This window comes from Acinetobacter indicus CIP 110367, assembly GCF_000488255.1.
Taxonomy (GTDB): domain Bacteria; phylum Pseudomonadota; class Gammaproteobacteria; order Pseudomonadales; family Moraxellaceae; genus Acinetobacter; species Acinetobacter indicus.
Genome location: NZ_KI530745.1, coordinates 429,711 through 446,656, shown reverse-complemented (window position 1 = coordinate 446,656; position 16,946 = coordinate 429,711). Strand labels below are relative to the sequence as shown.

The window sequence follows — 16,946 nt, the reverse complement described above, 5'->3', positions numbered from 1 at the left end:
CGCCGAAAGGCGCTTTTTTATACGACTGAATTAAGCTTCAGGCGCTGGGCTGTACTGTTCAACCAAAGGCTGTAACTCACCTTTTTGGAACATATCCAGCATAATATCGCTACCGCCAATTAACTCGCCATTGATCCACAATTGCGGGAAAGTTGGCCAGTTGGCAATTTTCGGCAAAGTTGCACGAATATCCTGGTTTTCAAGAATATTCACATAGGCAAATGGACGACCAATTTGACTGAGCGCTTCTACTGCACGAGCTGAGAAACCACATTGTGGGAATTGCGGTGTGCCTTTCATGTAAAGAAGAACTGCATGTTTAGCAATTTGGTCACGAATTAACGCTTCGGTATCGCGTGCTTGTTCAGTCATTGATAAATCCTCAACTAATCTGTTTTGCATTATACCCAAAACAGAGAAAAACAGTACGTCTAAAGTAATAAATCCATTTTTATTTACAATTACCCTTTAAATCTGACCAAGTTTTTGCTTATATAAGTTTTTCTTTCCACCTAACAGTAAAGAGTTAGTCATGAACAATATTACCCTCGCTCCGGTACAAACTGATCAACCGTCTCATTTGATGCCAGTCTTTGGTCGTCAACCGATCAGCTTTGTCCGAGGACGAGGTGCATATCTTTATACCGAAGATGGTACAGAGTATTTAGATGCCTTAACTGGGATCGCCGTTTGCGGTTTGGGTCATGCTCATCCAGTGATTGCTGAAGCAATTGCGGAACAAGCTGCAACCCTGATTCATACCAGCAACCTGTTTGAAGTGCCTTGGCAAACTGCCGCTGCACAAAAACTGGCAGAAGTCGCTGGTATGGAAGAAGTCTTCTTCTCTAACAGTGGTGCAGAATCGAATGAAGGTGCCATTAAAATTGCACGTAAATTTGGTTATTTACAAGGCATTGCCAATCCGAAAATTATTGTCGCCGATCAGTCGTTCCACGGCCGTACCCTGGCAACCCTATCTGCCACCGGCAATAAAAAAGTCCAGGAAGGTTTTGCACCGCTGGTAGAAGGTTTTATCCGTGTACCGTTTGGTGATGTTGAAGCCATTGAAGAAGCCGCCATTCAGTATCCGGACATCGTCGCGATTCTGGTTGAGCCAATTCAGGGCGAAGGCGGTGTTAATACCGCGCCTCAAGGCTTTAGCTACCTAGAAGATATCCGCCGCATCTGTAACCAGCACAACTGGCTGATGATGCTGGATGAAGTGCAAACTGGTAACGGCCGTACCGGTAAATATTTTGCCTATCAGCACACCAATATTGTGCCAGATGTCTTAACCACTGCCAAAGGCCTGGGCAATGGCTTCCCGATTGGTGCAGTGATGACCCAAGGTCGCGGTGTGGGTGTACTCACTGCCGGTAACCATGGTTCAACCTACAGTGGTACTGCCCTGGGGTCACGTGTGGTCTACACCGTGATTGATATTATCCAGAAAGAAAATCTGGTCGAGAATGCCGCAAAAATGGGTAGCTATATTGTTGAGCAGCTACGCAACCAGCTGGCTGACCAAAATGTCAGCGTGCGTGGTTTTGGCCTGATGATCGGGATTGAATTACCTAAAGCCTGCGCAGAACTGGTGGATATTGCCCGTGATGAATACAAACTGATTGTCAATGTGACCGCCGGCTCCGTGGTGCGTTTACTGCCAACCTTGAACATTAGCCAGGAACAGGCCGATCAGCTGGTTGAACGTCTGGTGAAAATGATCAAAACGTTCCTGGCTTAAGCCGCGTGTTGATCTCAACAGATCTCAATCTGCATAAAAAAGCCGCATGATGCGGCTTTTTTAATTTCTGAATTGTTATATTTTATGAGGCTTCCTGGTAAATTCTGCCGCCAGGTAACTGACAAAAATACTGTTTTAAAGCATCCAGACAACGATGCACTTTCATTGGCTGCTGCTCACGTTTTGGCGTAATCGCATACAATGTAAAGGTCGGCAATTTCCATTCAGGTAATACTTCGACCAAAGACCCGTTAATTAAATCTTTTTGTACATCTAGATATAAAAGTCTCGCGATTCCGTGCCCTTGTAAACATAATGATTTGGCAATCAGAACATTATTTGTGGTGAGGCGAGAGCTCATGTCCAGTCCGACCACTTCACCCGTACTGGCGTGATGAAATGAAAAACTGGCATAATTTTTCATCAAATTTACTGGAATCAGGTCATGATTTTTTAAATCTTCAGGACGTGACACCGGTGTGGTCTGGTTCAGATAACTTGGTGATGCCACCAGAACCTGCTCAACGCGCGCCAGTGGCACTACATTCAGCTGACTATCTTCAATTTTTGAACTCATGCGCAAAGCAATATCAATCCGACCTTCAATCAGGTCAATAAACTGATTGTCCGCTTCGACATGTATGGCCAAGCCACGATGGGCTGACATCCAGTGCGACAATGCCGGAATGACATGATTCGCACCCAGTTCCGGGGTGGTTGCGATACGCAAATCACCTACCAGGTCATCGCGTAATTCATTAATGCGTATTTTACCACGCTCCGCAGCGGCGAGCATTTCCTGACAGCTGTGGAAAAAAGCTTGTCCAGCTTCAGTCAAACTCAGTTTTCGGGTGGAACGGTGTAACAGCGTTACTTCCATTTCATTTTCCAAAGAACGAATTTGCTGACTTACAGCACTTGTGGTGATACCGAGTTCACGCGCAGCGCCACTAAACGAGCTTTTTTCAACAACACAAGCAAATACACCCATTGCTCGAAGTTGATCTAACATAAATTTCCCTCTGAACTTATGAGATGCTCCTACCTTTGATAAAAGCAACTCATTGTATTATACGGTGAAATTTACGTTTTGCACTTAAAAAAATTAATTTATTGGTAAAACATTAGTCGGGTTGATCGGCTTGCCATCAAGGCGGACCTGGAATTCCAGCATGGTGCGGGTGGTGCCCGATGAGCCCATTTCGGCAATTTTCTGCCCTGCTGCTACATTTTGTCCACTATTCACGTTAAGTTTACTGTTATGTGCATAAGCCGTAATGTAGCCATTAATATGCTTAATTAACACCAGGTTACCGTATTCTTTCAGGCCATCTGCGGCATACACCACCTGCCCGTCTGCAGCTGCAAAGACCGGATCACCGACATTGCCGCCATAACGAATCCCTTTCACATTCGACGCTAAATTGAAGTTCTCAATTACTGCACCATTAGATGGTTTCACCCAGCGTAAAGAACCTACGGTAGAACTCACTGTCGGCGCCGGAGTAGTGGTTCGTGGTGTGGTTGTGGTCGTCGTGGTTACCGGTGCGGTCGGTGCTGGCGTAGTTTTTGGAATAGCAATGGTCTGACGCTGGATTGGTGCTGGCTGCGTTACCGGACGCGTCGTGGTGGTACGCGGTGCACTGCCACTTTTCAGACGAATCGACTGGCCCACATAAATCCGGTATGGCGCGGCAATATCGTTCATTTCCGCAATACTGAGATAACTTAAACCATAACGTGCTGCAATGCCGCTTAAAGTATCACCTGAGCGTACGGTATAGAAATTTGGCGCAGCCGCATAACGTGCAGAATTATGTACTTGAGGTTTAGACGCACAGCCACTGATGATGAGCGTAGAAATAACGGCTGTAGATACAAATAAAGTTTTCAACAATGTTGTCGGTGCTGCAAATAAACGACCGTGTGACACCAAAGGCATTAATCTTCCTCTCTACATCTTAAATGTAATTATTGAACTGCGCTAAGATTAACAAAAAAGCACCGAAAAAGAGTTTCAGACGGTACTTTTTCACAAAGTTATAACATTCTTTACAGGGCTGGACTCAAGCTGTCATGCAGATGCCCCAGAATATCGTAATTGGTCGCATCCATCTGAATTGGGGTGATGCTGACATAGCCATTGGCCACAGCAAAGAAATCCGACTGGATTTCACCCACATCTTTACGCGGGTCTGCAACGGCTTCTCCGGCCAGTCCAATCCAGTACACCTGGCGACCGCGCGGATCGACATGGCTGGTAATCGGTTTAGATTGACTGCGACGGCCCTGATAGGTAATTTTTGCGCCTTTTAATTCCGCCACATCTGGAATATTAATATTCAAAATGTGGCGTGGCGGCAAGGTTGGCAAGCCGTTGGCAATAAAATCATGCACCCACTGCGCGGCAACTGCATAATCGGCCGGATGCTGATAAGCTCGGACATTAGGGCCAGCCAGTGATACAGCTATGGCCGGCTGCGTCATTAAACGCCCTTCAAAAGCAGCACCAACGGTACCTGAATACAGTACATCATCACCCAGATTGGCGCCGCTGTTAATCCCGCTCACCACCAGATCAAATTCAAAATCAAACAGGCCATTCATAGATAAATAGACACAGTCTGCCGGAGTGCCATTCACCGCCCAGATATCTTGAGCAATCGGAATTGGACGTAAAGGACGATCTAAGGTCAAGGCACTGGAAAACCCGCTACGCTCACTTTCTGGCGCGACAATTACCACACGGCCCAAAGGTTTTAATGCGTGTGCAAGCGCCTGGATCCCTGGCGCAAAAACGCCATCATCATTGGCAATTAAGATATTCACAAATTTACTCTTCAAATTAAATAAATGACCGGTCAGCACATTTCATTGAAATATAATGAGAAGTATATATATTTAGTGTCGAACTTCCATCAATAAAAAGTGTGTATAACATGATTCGTCGCTTATCTGTACGTCGTTTACTGGGGCTTGGTTTTGCGGTAATTCTCTCTCAAGCGGTCAATGCTGAAGGCTTGACGGTAGAAGAAGCCAATACCATTGTGAAAGAAGACATTGCTGCCGCTCAGGTGATGGCTGAGGTTTGTCCGGCCATTATTGGCAAAAACGCCAAACTGGATAGCAATATTCAGGCTTTAATTGAAACTTACCTGGCAGACTTAAAAGGTCAGACTTTAAGCTACAGCGCACTGCAGGCTGATGCTGAATATAAGAATATTCTGATTGAAGCACGTGATGCTGCTAAAGAAACCACGGCAGATGAACAGAAAATTGTTTGTCAGGATGCTGCTGCAATCGAACTTTAGGTTTGTACTGACGCACCATCTTCACATCAAGAGTAATCAGCATAGGTTGATTGCTCTTTTTTATTGCATTTCTGATTTGGCTTTTTAATTTTGGTTGTGTGTCAGCCTGCTCAGATACACTTCTTTTCTTTTCATTCTGTCAAAAATCATTAAGCTTATGGGCATGTGGTATTTTTAAGTTTTAGGTCTATTTTTTTATGTACACTTCCCAATTAAAAACGAAATCTTTGCAACTTCTGGCTGGTATCGCCATTACTTTGGGTTTGGGGCAAACCGCACTGGCACAGAATGAAAATATTGAAGTCACACCACTTCAAAAAGTCACCCAGCAGGAACTGGCAGCCATTTATGTATTATCTGAAGTGTGCCCAGCGTTAATTCAGGACAAAGACCAGACTAAATTTAATCAGGGCTATGCCAAACTGGCCAAAGAATATATGCCGGCAGAAAAAGATCCGGTTGCAGCTTTACAAGCCCTAAGCAAGCAAAAAAGTTTTAAGCCGATGCTGGTTGAAGCACAGGCCGATGCCAAAAAAGCGGGAAGCCAGAAAAATAAGGCCATTTGCCAGGAATTGACCGCGTACAGCAAATAAAACTATTTGGTTACAATACTTTTTCCGATAAGCCGATTTCTCCCATAGAAGTCGGCTTTGCTTTATCCTAAAATGCTAGCCTCTTTTGTGCATATATCAAGTATTGGAACACCTAGAATGACTCGAAAAAACGCCCTTGCTGCCTTACTCCTCCTACCAAGCTTTTCTTATGCAGCAACTGTTTTATCCAATCCACCAGAACTCAATAATAAATCTTATGTTTTAATGGATTATGAAACAGGGCAAATTCTTGCATCGAAAAATGAAAATGAAAAACTTGCCCCGGCGTCAATGACCAAAATGATGACCAGTTTCATCATTGAACAAAAACTATTGAAGGGCGAACTCACGGAAGATGAAAAAGTTCGTATGAACGAATCTGCATGGTGTCGTGGTAGTAGCACAGAATCATGTATGTATGTTCCGCTGAATGGCACTGCAACTGTACTTGAAATGCTGCGTGGAATTATTGTTCAGTCGGGTAATGATGCCTCTAAAGCCATGGCGGAACACATTGCCGGCAATGAAGGCACCTTCGTACACATGATGAACGAAGAAGCCAAAAAAATTGGCATGACCAATACCCAGTTTATTAACTCGACTGGTATGCCAGCAGACGGCCATTATTCAACAGCCAAAGATATGGCAACCTTGGCCCAGCACATCATTAAAGACAGTTCTAAATATTATCCGATTTATTCAGAAAAAGAATTTACCTTTAATGGCATCCGTCAAGGCAACCGTAATGCCCTGCTCTATACAGACCCAAGTGTTGATGGTTTAAAAACCGGTCATACCAATGAAGCCGGCTACTGTTTAACGACTTCTGCAAAACGTGGCCCAACGCGTCTGATTTCTGTGATTTTTGGCGCGCCAACCATGCAGGAACGTGCGACACAAACACGTGAATTGCTGGCTTGGGGTTATGCCAACTTTGAAACCAAAAATGTACAGCCTGCAAATCAGGTCCTGGCCAAATCTAAAGTCTGGTTTGGTCAGTCTGACGAAGTACAAATTGGTCTGGCTGAAAACTTTAATGTGACCATGCCTAAAGGCAAAGCCAATGAAATTAAAACCCAATTGGTGGTTCAGCCGAAATTGACTGCGCCGCTACAAAAAGGCCAGGTCATTGGTAAATATGTCGCAAGCTTAGATGGTAAAGTAATTGCTGAAAAACCACTGGTGGCTTTAAACGCAGTTGAAGAAGCTGGCTTCTTCTCGCGCCTCATTGACCATATCAAGCAGTTCTTTAGCAACCTGTTCTAAGTTTAAAGCACGACTTTAGACTTAAGTGAAGGCACTCATTCAGCGAATGGGTGCTTTTTCTTTTATACTATTGTCTTGATCATTCCACTTTTACGAGCAGATCACCATGAGCCAGAACATTCGTCCTTATTTAGATACCCATCCACAGATTGATGATTCCTGTTATATCGACCCGATGGGTGTGGTCATTGGTGATGTGGTATTAGGCGAAAATGTCTCAGTTTGGCCGTTTGCCGTAATTCGCGGGGATGTTAATTCTATTCGTATTGGCAACAACTCGAATGTACAGGATCATGCCATGCTGCATGTCAGCCATAAAAATGCCGATAAACCGGATGGCTCACCGCTAATTATTGGTGAAGATGTTACCATTGGCCATCATGTGACCTTGCATGGCTGCACAATTGGTAACCGTGTTCTGGTCGGAATTAACACCATTATTCTGGATGATGTGATTGTTGAAGATGATGTGATGATTGGCGCGGGTTCTCTGGTACCACCACGCAAGCGTTTAGAAAGTGGTTATTTATATGTTGGCAGTCCGGTACAAAAAGTACGCCCGCTGACTGATAAAGAAAAAGCCTTTTTGCCCTATTCAGCGCAGAATTATGTGAAGGTTTCGGGGAATTATAAGTAAAATTGATGTTATTCACCAATTAAAATGTCTATGCGAAAAACCATTTAAAATGTCCTGTTTTTAACCACAAGAGTCAAGCACAGGATTTAAATTTCTTTGTTCAATAACAGCTTTCTGAGCTTTACGGCTCGGCATACTTTTCTTGGCACGGGAACGTTTATTCTGTTTCTCCAATTCTTCATGTTGTTGCTGGATATGCGCCAGGACTGAACCTAACCGTTTATTCTCAACAATCTCATTTTGCTGCAGCCCAGCCAATTTATTGAAGATGCTGTAGTTGAGCTTTCGTCCTTCATGCATGAGGGCCACAGTGCCATCCGGATACTCCAGAAATGAAATGTATTGCCCAGCAAGCTTATGATTCAGCTCTGTCGGTTCAAGCAGATAAATACATTTGTCATAGGTAATCGTCAGGTTCTTGGTGACCTTACGCGGTTCCTGCCAGGTAAAAATATCATCCAGTTCAAGATCAGATTCGGTTAATGGTCGATGCAGGTTCTTTGAGTTTCGCGCACATTTGGCGAACTTCTGATTGAACTGCTCAATAAAGCAGGGCAACCAGGCATTAGCTTGCTCAATCGAGCTGATACCTTCCAGACGCATCTCCTTGATCAAACGGTCCTGAAGGGTTCTATTCGCTCGCTCTACGCGACCTTTGGCCTGGGGTGAATTGGCGAAGATGATATCAATGTTTAACTCATTCAGAATCCGCCCAAATTGCGTGATCTGGCTGTCTTGCCTGGATTTCTGGTTGACTCTAAATACCGAGTGTTTATCGCTATAAAATGCCAACGGCTTACCATGCTGCTCAATGTAGGCTCGGGTTGAAATCATATAATCAAAGGTCGTTTCTGCCTCACAGAAGCGTAAATGCAACAGTTTGCCTGTAGCATCATCGATATACACCAATAAACAGCATTTAGCAGCGCGTCCTTCAAACCAGTCATGATATGAGCCATCAATCTGAATCAGTTCACCGAAGCAATCACGGTTATAACGTGGCTGATATGGACGTTTTAGGCGCTTGGATCGAGGAATCCACAGGTCATTGGCCGTCATCCAGCGCCGAAGCGTTTCTACCGGGATATTCAGGTCAAACATGCTGCTGAGCTTCTCATGCGCCAAGGTGGGTCCAAAACCCAGCAAATGTTCAGCAATAATGGAAAGGCACTTTGATTTTAACAAGTCATCATGGCGACGATGGCCAGGTTGACCACGACTGGCATGTGCCATACCTGAGACACCATCTTGATTGAGCTTCTGCAATAACCGGGTAATTTGACGGGTTGAAAGATTGAGGATTTCAGCAGCACGGACTTGGGTAATACGTTGATCTCGAACGTCTTGCAGAACTGCAAGCCGTTGAATTTCTTTGTCAGACATAGTGATCAGCATCTATATTTATATCCAGTCCATGGTGATAAAAACCATCATAAACTAGACATTTTTATTGGTGAGAATATAGACATTTTGAATGGGTTCTAACAAGCGTTGTTATTCCTAAGTAGAAATGTCCTACCTAATAACCAAATAGAAATGTCCTATATGGACAATTCCAAGTCAAGCACAGGATTTAGATTTCGTTCTTTGATTGCTATTTTCTGTGCACGTCTGCTTGGCATCTTTTGAGAACGATTGCGTTTGTTTTGTTGTTCCAGTTCTTCATGCTGTTGTTGGATATGATTCAGAACAGCACCCAACCGTTTATTCTCAACAATCTCTCGCTGATTCAGCTGACTTAATTTATCGAAGAGGCTGTAATTGATCTTTCGGCCATCATGCATGAGGGCTACAGTACCATCCGGGTATTCCAGGAACTCAAGATACTTACCGATCAACCTTTGATTTTCTTCGGTGTTTTCCAGGAGATATACGCATTTATCATAAGTAATCGTCAGGCTATTCGTGACTCTGCGGGGTTCACGCCAAGTAAAAATATCATCTAATTCTTCGGCTGTTTCAGTGATAGGCCGATGTAGATCCTTAGGATTAAAAGCCATCTTGGCGAACTTCTGATTGAACTGCTCAATGAAGCAGGGTAGCCAGGCATTAGCTTGCTCAATCGAGCTGATACCTTCCAGACGCATCTCCTTGATCAGACGGTCCTGAAGGGTTCTGTTGGCACGTTCCACACGGCCTTTGGCCTGTGGTGAATTGGCGAAGATGATATCGATATTCAGGGTACTGAGTACGCGTCCAAACTGGGTAATCTTGGTGTCTTTCTTGCTGCTTTGATTCACCCTGAAGACTGAATGTTTGTCGCTGTAAAATGCCAACGGCTTACCATGCTGCTCAACATACAAGCGTGTTGAAATCATATAATCAAAGGCTGATTCTGATTCACAGAAGCGTAAATGCTGCAATTTGCCTGTAGCATCATCGATAAACACCAGCAGACAGCATTTAGCAGCGCGTCCTTCAAACCAGTCATGATATGAGCCATCAATTTGGATCAGTTCACCAAAGCAATCCCGGTTGTAACGAGGCTGATACGGGCGTTTTAGGCGCTTGGATCGAGGAATCCATAAGTCAGCTGCAATCATCCAGGAACGCAGGGTTTCTACTGAAAGATCGAATCCATGTACGGTGGTGAGCTTTTCATGCGCTAAAGTGGGTCCGAAACCATGGAGTTGATCAGAAACAATATTGAGGCACTTGAGTCTGAGTTCTTCAGGAAGTTTGGAATTGCTGATTTGGCCACGACCGGCATGGGCTAATGCAGCGGGACCTTGAGCTTTGTATTTCTGCAGTAAGCGTCTGATCTGACGTTCTGAAATATGAAGTAGCTGAGCAGCCTGGGATTGAGTTATGCGTTGATCGCAGATTTCCTGCAAGACCGACAATCGTTTAAGTTCTTTATCCGACATAGACACCAACATATCAAACCGTCCGCTAACGAAATTGCAAAAGTGCATATTCTAAAAGCGGACATTTTTACTTTGGAGAAACCGGACATTTCTATTTTGGAGTTACAAGCGTATTGCGTATAACCACCATTATGTTAAATGAGCTGCTAATGAATAACATTTCTCACAAATTTTACCTGTTCATCACTTTTATTATGATATGAGTACAAAGTAGAGCTGGAAAAAATAAATGAATCTTCAGGGCCTAGAATCTTAAATTGACCTTCAATTTCAAGTGTTAACTCTCCATGGATGATATAGAGCATTTCTTTCCAGCCTTCTGGATCAGGTTCAGCTATATAAGAATCGCCAGCTGCTAGTGACCATATCCACATTTCTGTCTGTGTACCGTTATCCACTGTACCCAGTAAATTTGCATAGCTTTCTGTATGATTGCCTTTCCAAGCTAAGATATTTGTACAAGAGTGTTGAATTTTTGAATCTAGCGGACTAACTAAAGTACTAAAACTAATATTTAGGGCATTTGCTATAGCATCTAATTTAGCCAAACTAATATTTATTTGATCTGCTTCTAAAGCAATTATTGTACGTCTGCTTACCCCTGAACGATCAGCAAGCTCTTGTTGAGTCAGTTCTATTTTTTCTCGAAAAAAACGAATATTTTTTCCTAAAAATTCAAGGACAGTGTTCATTCTGATTATTCACAAGTTTAATGTGCAATATATTGCACTATAAACAAGATGGATGCAATAATAGTGCAGTATATTTCACTTTAGATTTTGTAATGTCCTTAATTCATGTCTTAAAAGAAAGATTACCTCCTGAGATCGTACTTGTATTTATAACTATGATTTGGGGAGGAACCTTTTTAGCTGTTCACTATGTCCTTAATTACACGACTCCTATTTTCTTTGTTGGTTGCCGATTTCTGGTTGCTGCTATGATTTTGCTTATTTTTACGTTTAAGTATCTAAAAAAGATAAGTAAAGATGATGTTATTGCGGGTATTTCGATAGGTGCCGTACTAGCACTTTCATACGGACTTCAAACTATAGGTTTAAAGACGATAACAAGTAGTGAGTCTGCATTTTTAACAGCACTATATATTCCTCTTGTACCAATATTAATCTGGATTTTTTATCGGAAGCTTCCAAATATCTTTATTTGGATTGGAATATTTTTTTCCTTTATTGGTTTGATACTTCTAACAGGGAATGATTTTAGGGGCGTTAACTTTAATTTAGGACAAATTTTTACTCTTTTGAGTGCGCTGGGAATAGCCCTTGAAATCATTTTGATCAGTAAGTTTGCAGGTAGAGTCGATTTAAAGAATGTCACTATCATCCAATTAGTAGTAGCGTCTATTTTCTGTTTTTTTATCATGCCTTTCGCAGGAGAAACGGAAATTCCTAATATTTCATGGCAACTCGTAGTAATTACATTAAGTCTGGGATTTGCCAGCACACTCATTCAATTTGCTATGAATTGGGCACAACGTACTGTAGATCCTGCTAGGGCCGCTATTATCTATTCAGGTGAGCCTGTGTGGGCAGCAATATTCGGAAGGCTGGCAGGAGAGCGTTTACCCTTTTTAGCTCTTATTGGTGGGCTTTGTGTCATTTTAGGAATATTAATTAGTGAGATAAAAACTAAAAAGAAATAGTTTTATTATTGAGTTTCTCTAAAATTAACATAATACACCTTATACGAAATTATTTTTACTTCTCTTTTTAAATCAGCATATTATCTTATACTAAGAAGTCAAAATCACCTGATTTGAACTTCTTTATGGATTTCTCATGTTCCACGCTCATTATTAAGTCCTTGTTTCACACAATTTTTTACTCAAACACAAAAAACATCTTCTCCAAAGAAATCCCCTTCCCTCATAGCCACATCCCCCTAAATTTTGTAGAATATGCGTTTTACCCCATGGTGCTTTTTTATGACCGCTTGGACTGCGCATGTGACTGTTGCCACCGTTGTTGAAAAAGACGGTAAATTTCTGTTCGTAGAAGAACAGACTGAAGGCGTTACACATACCGTCTTTAACCAGCCTGCAGGTCATGTAGAAGCCGGTGAAACCATTATTGAAGCAGCGGTCCGCGAAACTCTGGAAGAAACCGGATACGATGTACGTATTCAGGCTTTACTGGGCATTTATACCTATACCCCACCCATGTTTCCAGATCGTACCTATTACCGTTTCTGCTTTCTGGCCGAAGCCATTCACCATCATGCAGATGCACAGCTAGACAGCGGTATTGTCCGTGCTGTCTGGATGAGTCCGGATGAACTGCTTGAATCGGCCCGCGCCCGCAGTCCTTTGGTGATTAAAGCCGTACAGGATGCTCAGGCCGGACAAAAATATTCTTTATCGCTCATTTACGAGCACCAAAATTCTCCCTTAATTCATAGTGTGGATGCCTAATCCTATGCAACAACGTGTCATCGTCGGTATGTCAGGTGGTGTAGATTCTTCTGTTTCTGCAGCACTCCTCCTTCAACAAGGTTATCAGGTTGAAGGACTATTCATGAAAAACTGGGAAGAAGATGACGGCACGGAATACTGCACAGCCATGGAAGATCTGGCCGATGCCCAGGCCGTATGCGATAAAATTGGCATCAAACTGCACACCGCCAACTTTGCCATGGAATACTGGGATCGGGTTTTCGAGCACTTCCTGGCAGAATACGCCGCCGGCCGTACCCCTAACCCGGACATTCTGTGTAATAAAGAAATCAAATTCCGTGCGTTTTTAGATCATGCCATTAACCTTGGCGCTGACTTTATTGCAACAGGTCACTACTGCCGTCGTGGTGAAACCATGACCAACTCTAAAGGTGATCAATATGCACCTTTATTGCGTGGCGTCGACAAAAACAAAGATCAGACTTACTTCCTGCATGCCGTACATGGCCGTGAAATTAACAAGACCCTGTTCCCTGTCGGTGAAATTGAAAAGCCGCAAGTACGTAAAATTGCAGAAGAATTGGGCTTGGTGACTGCAAAGAAAAAAGACTCCACCGGTATCTGTTTTATTGGTGAACGCCGTTTTAATGACTTCTTAAAACAATATTTACCCGCACAACCCGGAAAAATCGTGCTGGAAGATGGCAAAGAGGTTGGTGAACATCACGGCTTAATGTACTATACGCTCGGTCAACGCGGTGGTATTGGTATTGGCGGCATGAAAGGTGCAGCTGAAGGTGCCTGGTTTGTACTGCATAAAGATGTAGCGGGTAATCGTCTGGTGGTTGGTCAAGGGCATGAGCATTCACTGATGCAAAGCACGATTCTTTGGAGCGAATCCATTGATTGGGTCGCAGGTGAACAGGATATTCCTGACACCGGTTTCCGCTGCACGGCAAAAACCCGCTATCGCCAACCTGACCAAGACTGCGTATTATTTAAAGATCCAGAAACACCAAATGGTGTACGTGTTGAATTTGATCAGCCACAACGTGCAGTAACACCAGGTCAAAGCGTGGTGTTCTACGCAGGTGAAGTGTGCTTAGGGGGTGGTGTGATCCATCATACCAATGCCCCTCACCCGGATTTTGCTTAAAGGATTGTTTAGGCATGACAGAGTTACCGTTTCAACAGCCTCGAACTCTGAATGTTCGCCAGAATCGTGCTTTGGCCCTCGCTGCTGTGTTTCAAGCCACGCAGCTGACCCATATGACCGCACTGACTGGCCGACAAAGTATTGGCGATAGCGGTAACTTTTATCTGGAGCGCCTGATTCGGGCCAGCCTGAATATCCGTCCAAGTAATAATCAGAGTGGCCAGACCTTAGACTTTTTTAGTCAGCTGGCCGATATCTCCCTTGGTTTAAAAACCCTCGAAAATAGCATTACCCATCCGTTTACTACATCACCCAAATCCAGATTACCAAAAATGTCCAATGCCAAGTTGCCGATGTCCTATGCCATGGCGCTGCTGCAACTGGAAAAGAAAGTCTATAGTAATCCGCAATTTGTTGAAATTATTGAGCAATCCCAGCAAAAAATCTTAAAACAGCTGTCCTTTTTTGATAATAACTATTTACATCCAAGTATTCTCGCCAATCTTGCCCAAACCTATGTTGATACTGCTGGACAGATTAATCCGCGGATTATGGTGCGTGGCAATGCCGAGGCCTTTAAAGATTCTGCCCATACCAACCGTATTCGTGCCTCGCTATTTACCGGCCTGCAAATGGCGCATTTGTGGCGTCAGCTCGGTGGCAGCTCATGGGCGATGATTTTTAGCAAACGCAAACTGCTTCAAGATATTCAGGATCTTGCCCGTTTACAGTATCAGGTGGTCTGATCTGTACGGACATTTGTTTTAGGTTTAGTTCCAAAGTTTAAGGAATCGTTATGAACGCTTTAACTGCACTTTCTCCATTAGATGGACGTTATGCGAGCAAATGTGATGCTCTTCGTCCTTTCCTTTCTGAGTTTGGTTTAATCCATGCTCGTGTGACTGTTGAAGTGCGTTGGTTACAAGCGCTTGCGAACCGTCCGGAAATTACTGAAGTCCCAGCTTTTTCTGCAGAAACCAATGCTGCCTTAGATGCGATTGTGGCAAATTTCTCTGAAGAAGATGCGAACCGCATTAAAGAGATCGAACGTACCACCAACCACGATGTTAAAGCGGTTGAATATTTCCTGAAAGAAAAAATCGCCAACATCGACGAGCTGAAAAATGCCGGTGAATTCATTCACTTTGCCTGTACTTCTGAAGACATCAACAACCTGTCACACGCGTTAATGCTGAAAAACGGCCGTGATGTACTGGTTGCATCTATGCAGCAAATCATTGACTCAATTGTCGCGTTGGCTGAAAAACATGCTGATCAACCGATGTTATCTCGTACTCATGGTCAAACAGCAAGCCCAACCACTTTGGGTAAAGAAATGGCTAACGTAGCGTACCGTTTAGCGCGTCAAATCAAACAATTCAACAATGTTGAACTGCTGGGTAAAATCAACGGTGCAGTGGGTAACTACAATGCTCACCTGTCTGCCTATCCAGACATCAACTGGCCTGCACATTCACAAGCATTTGTTGAATCTTTAGGTTTAACTTTCAACCCGTACACCACGCAAATTGAACCGCATGACTATATGGCGGAACTGTTTGATGCGCTGCGTCGTTTCAACACCATCTTAATCGACTTTAACCGTGACGTTTGGGGTTATATCTCGCTGGGCTTCTTCAAACAAAAACTGAAAGAAGGCGAAGTCGGTTCTTCAACCATGCCGCACAAAGTCAACCCGATTGACTTCGAAAACTCTGAAGGTAACCTGGGTATTGCCAATGCTGTTCTTGCGCACCTGGGCGAAAAACTTCCAATTTCTCGCTGGCAGCGTGACTTAACCGACTCAACTGTACTTCGTAACATGGGTGTTGGTTTTGCACAGAGCTTGATCGCATTTGAAGCCTGCTTAAAAGGTATTGGTAAACTAGAACTGAATGCTGACCGTATTCTGGAAGACCTGGACAATGCTCAAGAAGTATTGGCTGAACCAATTCAAACGGTTATGCGTCGTTACAACGTTGAAAAACCATACGAAAAATTAAAAGCGCTGACTCGTGGTCAAGCGATGACTCGCGACATGATGGTGAGCTTCGTCAACGGTAACGAACTCGAAGCTGTTCCGGCTGCGGATCGTGCACGTTTAGCTGAAATGACCCCTGCGTCTTACACCGGTAATGCCGCTGAACAGGCAAAACAAATTAAAGATTTGATTGCTAAAATCTAATGAAATGATTTGAGTTTTTCACAACATCTTCTTTCTTCCTCTGGAAGCAACATAAAGAGGGTGTAATTTTGAAAAACTCAGCATCAAAAAGCGAAGCTCCGGTTTCGCTTTTTTATTATGATATTTACAAATCCCAATCCTATAACCAGAATGATCGACTACCAATTACAAGCCAAACATTGGCTGATGCTGGTCCTGTTAGGCCTGACCATGCTGCTTGCCAGTATCAACCCGATGGAATTTTCAGCCTATGTGCTACATCAGGTTGGAACGATCCTCATGCTAATTGTGCTGCTATTGCTCTTCAAAAAAGTCGGTTTAAGCTTTTCGAGTTTTGTTTTCTATCTTATCTTTCTGTTGATTCATATTTTAGGCGCGCATTATCTCTATTCTTATGTGCCCTATAACGACTGGCTGCTGCAATACTTCGGCTTTGATTTAAATCAGTGGCTGGGCTGGGAACGCAATATGTATGATCGCTTTGTGCATTTTGCCTATGGCGTGCTGCTCTACCCGCTGTTTTTCCGCTTACATCGGCTCTGCTATCCAAAAGCCAAAGACTTGGTGATTTTTCTGCTGGTCGTGCAATGGGTCATGAGCAGCAGTTTGATTTACGAATGGCTGGAATGGTTACTCGCGGTAACTCTCTCCCCGGAAGCGGCTGAAAATTATAATGGTCAGCAAGGCGATGTCTGGGATGCACATAAAGATATGCTCCTGGCTACGCTCAGAGATGGCTCCGTAAATTTGAACAACTCCTATAAGTGATATTTT

At 43.5% G+C, this 16,946-nt stretch carries 18 protein-coding genes; 11 read left to right on the top strand and 7 right to left on the bottom strand.

What is annotated here, in order from left to right:
- Positions 1 to 30: 30 nt before the first annotated feature.
- Complete coding sequence (gene grxD / locus P253_RS02180; protein ID WP_005176812.1) at positions 31 to 372, bottom strand: Grx4 family monothiol glutaredoxin; 342 nt, start codon at positions 370 to 372, stop codon at positions 31 to 33.
- A 160-nt stretch (positions 373 to 532) separates the two neighbouring features.
- On the opposite strand from grxD, the gene P253_RS02175 reads away from it, so the two are divergent.
- Positions 533 to 1,744 (top strand): aspartate aminotransferase family protein, encoded by a 1,212-nt coding sequence (locus P253_RS02175; protein WP_016658403.1) that lies wholly within the window; start codon positions 533 to 535, stop codon positions 1,742 to 1,744.
- Between the two features lie 82 nt (positions 1,745 to 1,826).
- On the opposite strand, the gene P253_RS02170 is transcribed toward P253_RS02175, so the two are convergent.
- The 3 genes from P253_RS02170 to surE form a co-directional block, all read right to left on the bottom strand.
- Positions 1,827 to 2,756 (bottom strand): LysR family transcriptional regulator, encoded by a 930-nt coding sequence (locus tag P253_RS02170; protein WP_005176807.1) that lies wholly within the window; start codon positions 2,754 to 2,756, stop codon positions 1,827 to 1,829.
- A 93-nt stretch (positions 2,757 to 2,849) separates the two neighbouring features.
- Positions 2,850 to 3,686 (bottom strand): peptidoglycan DD-metalloendopeptidase family protein, encoded by an 837-nt coding sequence (locus P253_RS02165; protein WP_016658404.1) that lies wholly within the window; start codon positions 3,684 to 3,686, stop codon positions 2,850 to 2,852.
- A 110-nt stretch (positions 3,687 to 3,796) separates the two neighbouring features.
- The gene (gene surE / locus P253_RS02160; RefSeq protein WP_016658405.1) at positions 3,797 to 4,573 is read right to left on the bottom strand and encodes a 5'/3'-nucleotidase SurE; all 777 of its coding nucleotides are present in this window, start codon (positions 4,571 to 4,573) and stop codon (positions 3,797 to 3,799) included.
- Positions 4,574 to 4,683: 110 nt separating this feature from the next.
- On the opposite strand from surE, the gene P253_RS02155 reads away from it, so the two are divergent.
- The 4 genes from P253_RS02155 (at position 4,684) to P253_RS02140 (ending at position 7,551) form a co-directional block, all read left to right on the top strand.
- Positions 4,684 to 5,055, top strand: a complete 372-nt coding sequence (locus P253_RS02155) for an MCR_0457 family protein (protein ID WP_016658406.1) — start codon at positions 4,684 to 4,686, stop codon at positions 5,053 to 5,055.
- A 197-nt stretch (positions 5,056 to 5,252) separates the two neighbouring features.
- Positions 5,253 to 5,648, top strand: coding sequence for an MCR_0457 family protein (locus P253_RS02150; RefSeq protein WP_016658407.1), 396 nt, complete (start codon positions 5,253 to 5,255; stop codon positions 5,646 to 5,648).
- A gap of 117 nt (positions 5,649 to 5,765) precedes the next feature.
- Positions 5,766 to 6,914, top strand: a complete 1,149-nt coding sequence (gene dacC / locus P253_RS02145) for a D-alanyl-D-alanine carboxypeptidase PBP5/6 (RefSeq protein ID WP_016658408.1) — start codon at positions 5,766 to 5,768, stop codon at positions 6,912 to 6,914.
- A 106-nt stretch (positions 6,915 to 7,020) separates the two neighbouring features.
- A complete protein-coding gene (locus P253_RS02140; RefSeq protein ID WP_016658409.1) occupies positions 7,021 to 7,551 on the top strand; it encodes a gamma carbonic anhydrase family protein in 531 nt (176 codons plus the stop codon).
- Between the two features lie 60 nt (positions 7,552 to 7,611).
- Here the strand turns inward: P253_RS02140 and P253_RS02135 are convergent, their stop codons facing one another.
- The 3 genes from P253_RS02135 to P253_RS02125 form a co-directional block, all read right to left on the bottom strand.
- The gene (locus P253_RS02135) at positions 7,612 to 8,946 is read right to left on the bottom strand and encodes an ISNCY family transposase (protein WP_023274400.1); all 1,335 of its coding nucleotides are present in this window, start codon (positions 8,944 to 8,946) and stop codon (positions 7,612 to 7,614) included.
- A gap of 146 nt (positions 8,947 to 9,092) precedes the next feature.
- Positions 9,093 to 10,418: an ISNCY family transposase gene (locus tag P253_RS02130; RefSeq protein ID WP_001280601.1), complete on the bottom strand. Its 1,326-nt coding sequence runs from the start codon at positions 10,416 to 10,418 to the stop codon at positions 9,093 to 9,095.
- 146 nt (positions 10,419 to 10,564) lie between these two features.
- Complete coding sequence (locus tag P253_RS02125) at positions 10,565 to 11,119, bottom strand: helix-turn-helix domain-containing protein (protein WP_444546156.1); 555 nt, start codon at positions 11,117 to 11,119, stop codon at positions 10,565 to 10,567.
- An 83-nt stretch (positions 11,120 to 11,202) separates the two neighbouring features.
- Here P253_RS02125 and P253_RS02120 point away from each other — a divergent pair, with 83 nt between their 5' ends.
- The 6 genes from P253_RS02120 (at position 11,203) to P253_RS02095 (ending at position 16,940) form a co-directional block, all read left to right on the top strand.
- Entirely contained in the window at positions 11,203 to 12,081 is an 879-nt protein-coding gene (locus P253_RS02120; RefSeq protein WP_174428839.1) for a DMT family transporter, read from the top strand.
- 282 nt (positions 12,082 to 12,363) lie between these two features.
- Positions 12,364 to 12,849, top strand: coding sequence for an NUDIX hydrolase (locus P253_RS02115; protein ID WP_016660060.1), 486 nt, complete (start codon positions 12,364 to 12,366; stop codon positions 12,847 to 12,849).
- Between the two features lie 4 nt (positions 12,850 to 12,853).
- Positions 12,854 to 13,987 carry a tRNA 2-thiouridine(34) synthase MnmA gene (mnmA, locus tag P253_RS02110; RefSeq protein ID WP_016660059.1) on the top strand — a complete coding sequence of 378 codons (1,134 nt, stop codon included), beginning with the start codon at positions 12,854 to 12,856 and terminating at the stop codon, positions 13,985 to 13,987.
- Between the two features lie 14 nt (positions 13,988 to 14,001).
- On the top strand, positions 14,002 to 14,733 hold the full coding sequence (gene hflD / locus P253_RS02105; RefSeq protein ID WP_016660058.1) for a high frequency lysogenization protein HflD: 732 nt from the start codon (positions 14,002 to 14,004) through the stop codon (positions 14,731 to 14,733).
- A gap of 50 nt (positions 14,734 to 14,783) precedes the next feature.
- Complete coding sequence (gene purB, locus P253_RS02100; RefSeq protein ID WP_005176761.1) at positions 14,784 to 16,172, top strand: adenylosuccinate lyase; 1,389 nt, start codon at positions 14,784 to 14,786, stop codon at positions 16,170 to 16,172.
- A 150-nt stretch (positions 16,173 to 16,322) separates the two neighbouring features.
- Positions 16,323 to 16,940 carry a DUF2238 domain-containing protein gene (locus P253_RS02095; RefSeq protein ID WP_016660057.1) on the top strand — a complete coding sequence of 206 codons (618 nt, stop codon included), beginning with the start codon at positions 16,323 to 16,325 and terminating at the stop codon, positions 16,938 to 16,940.
- The last annotated feature ends 6 nt before the right edge of the window (positions 16,941 to 16,946 follow it).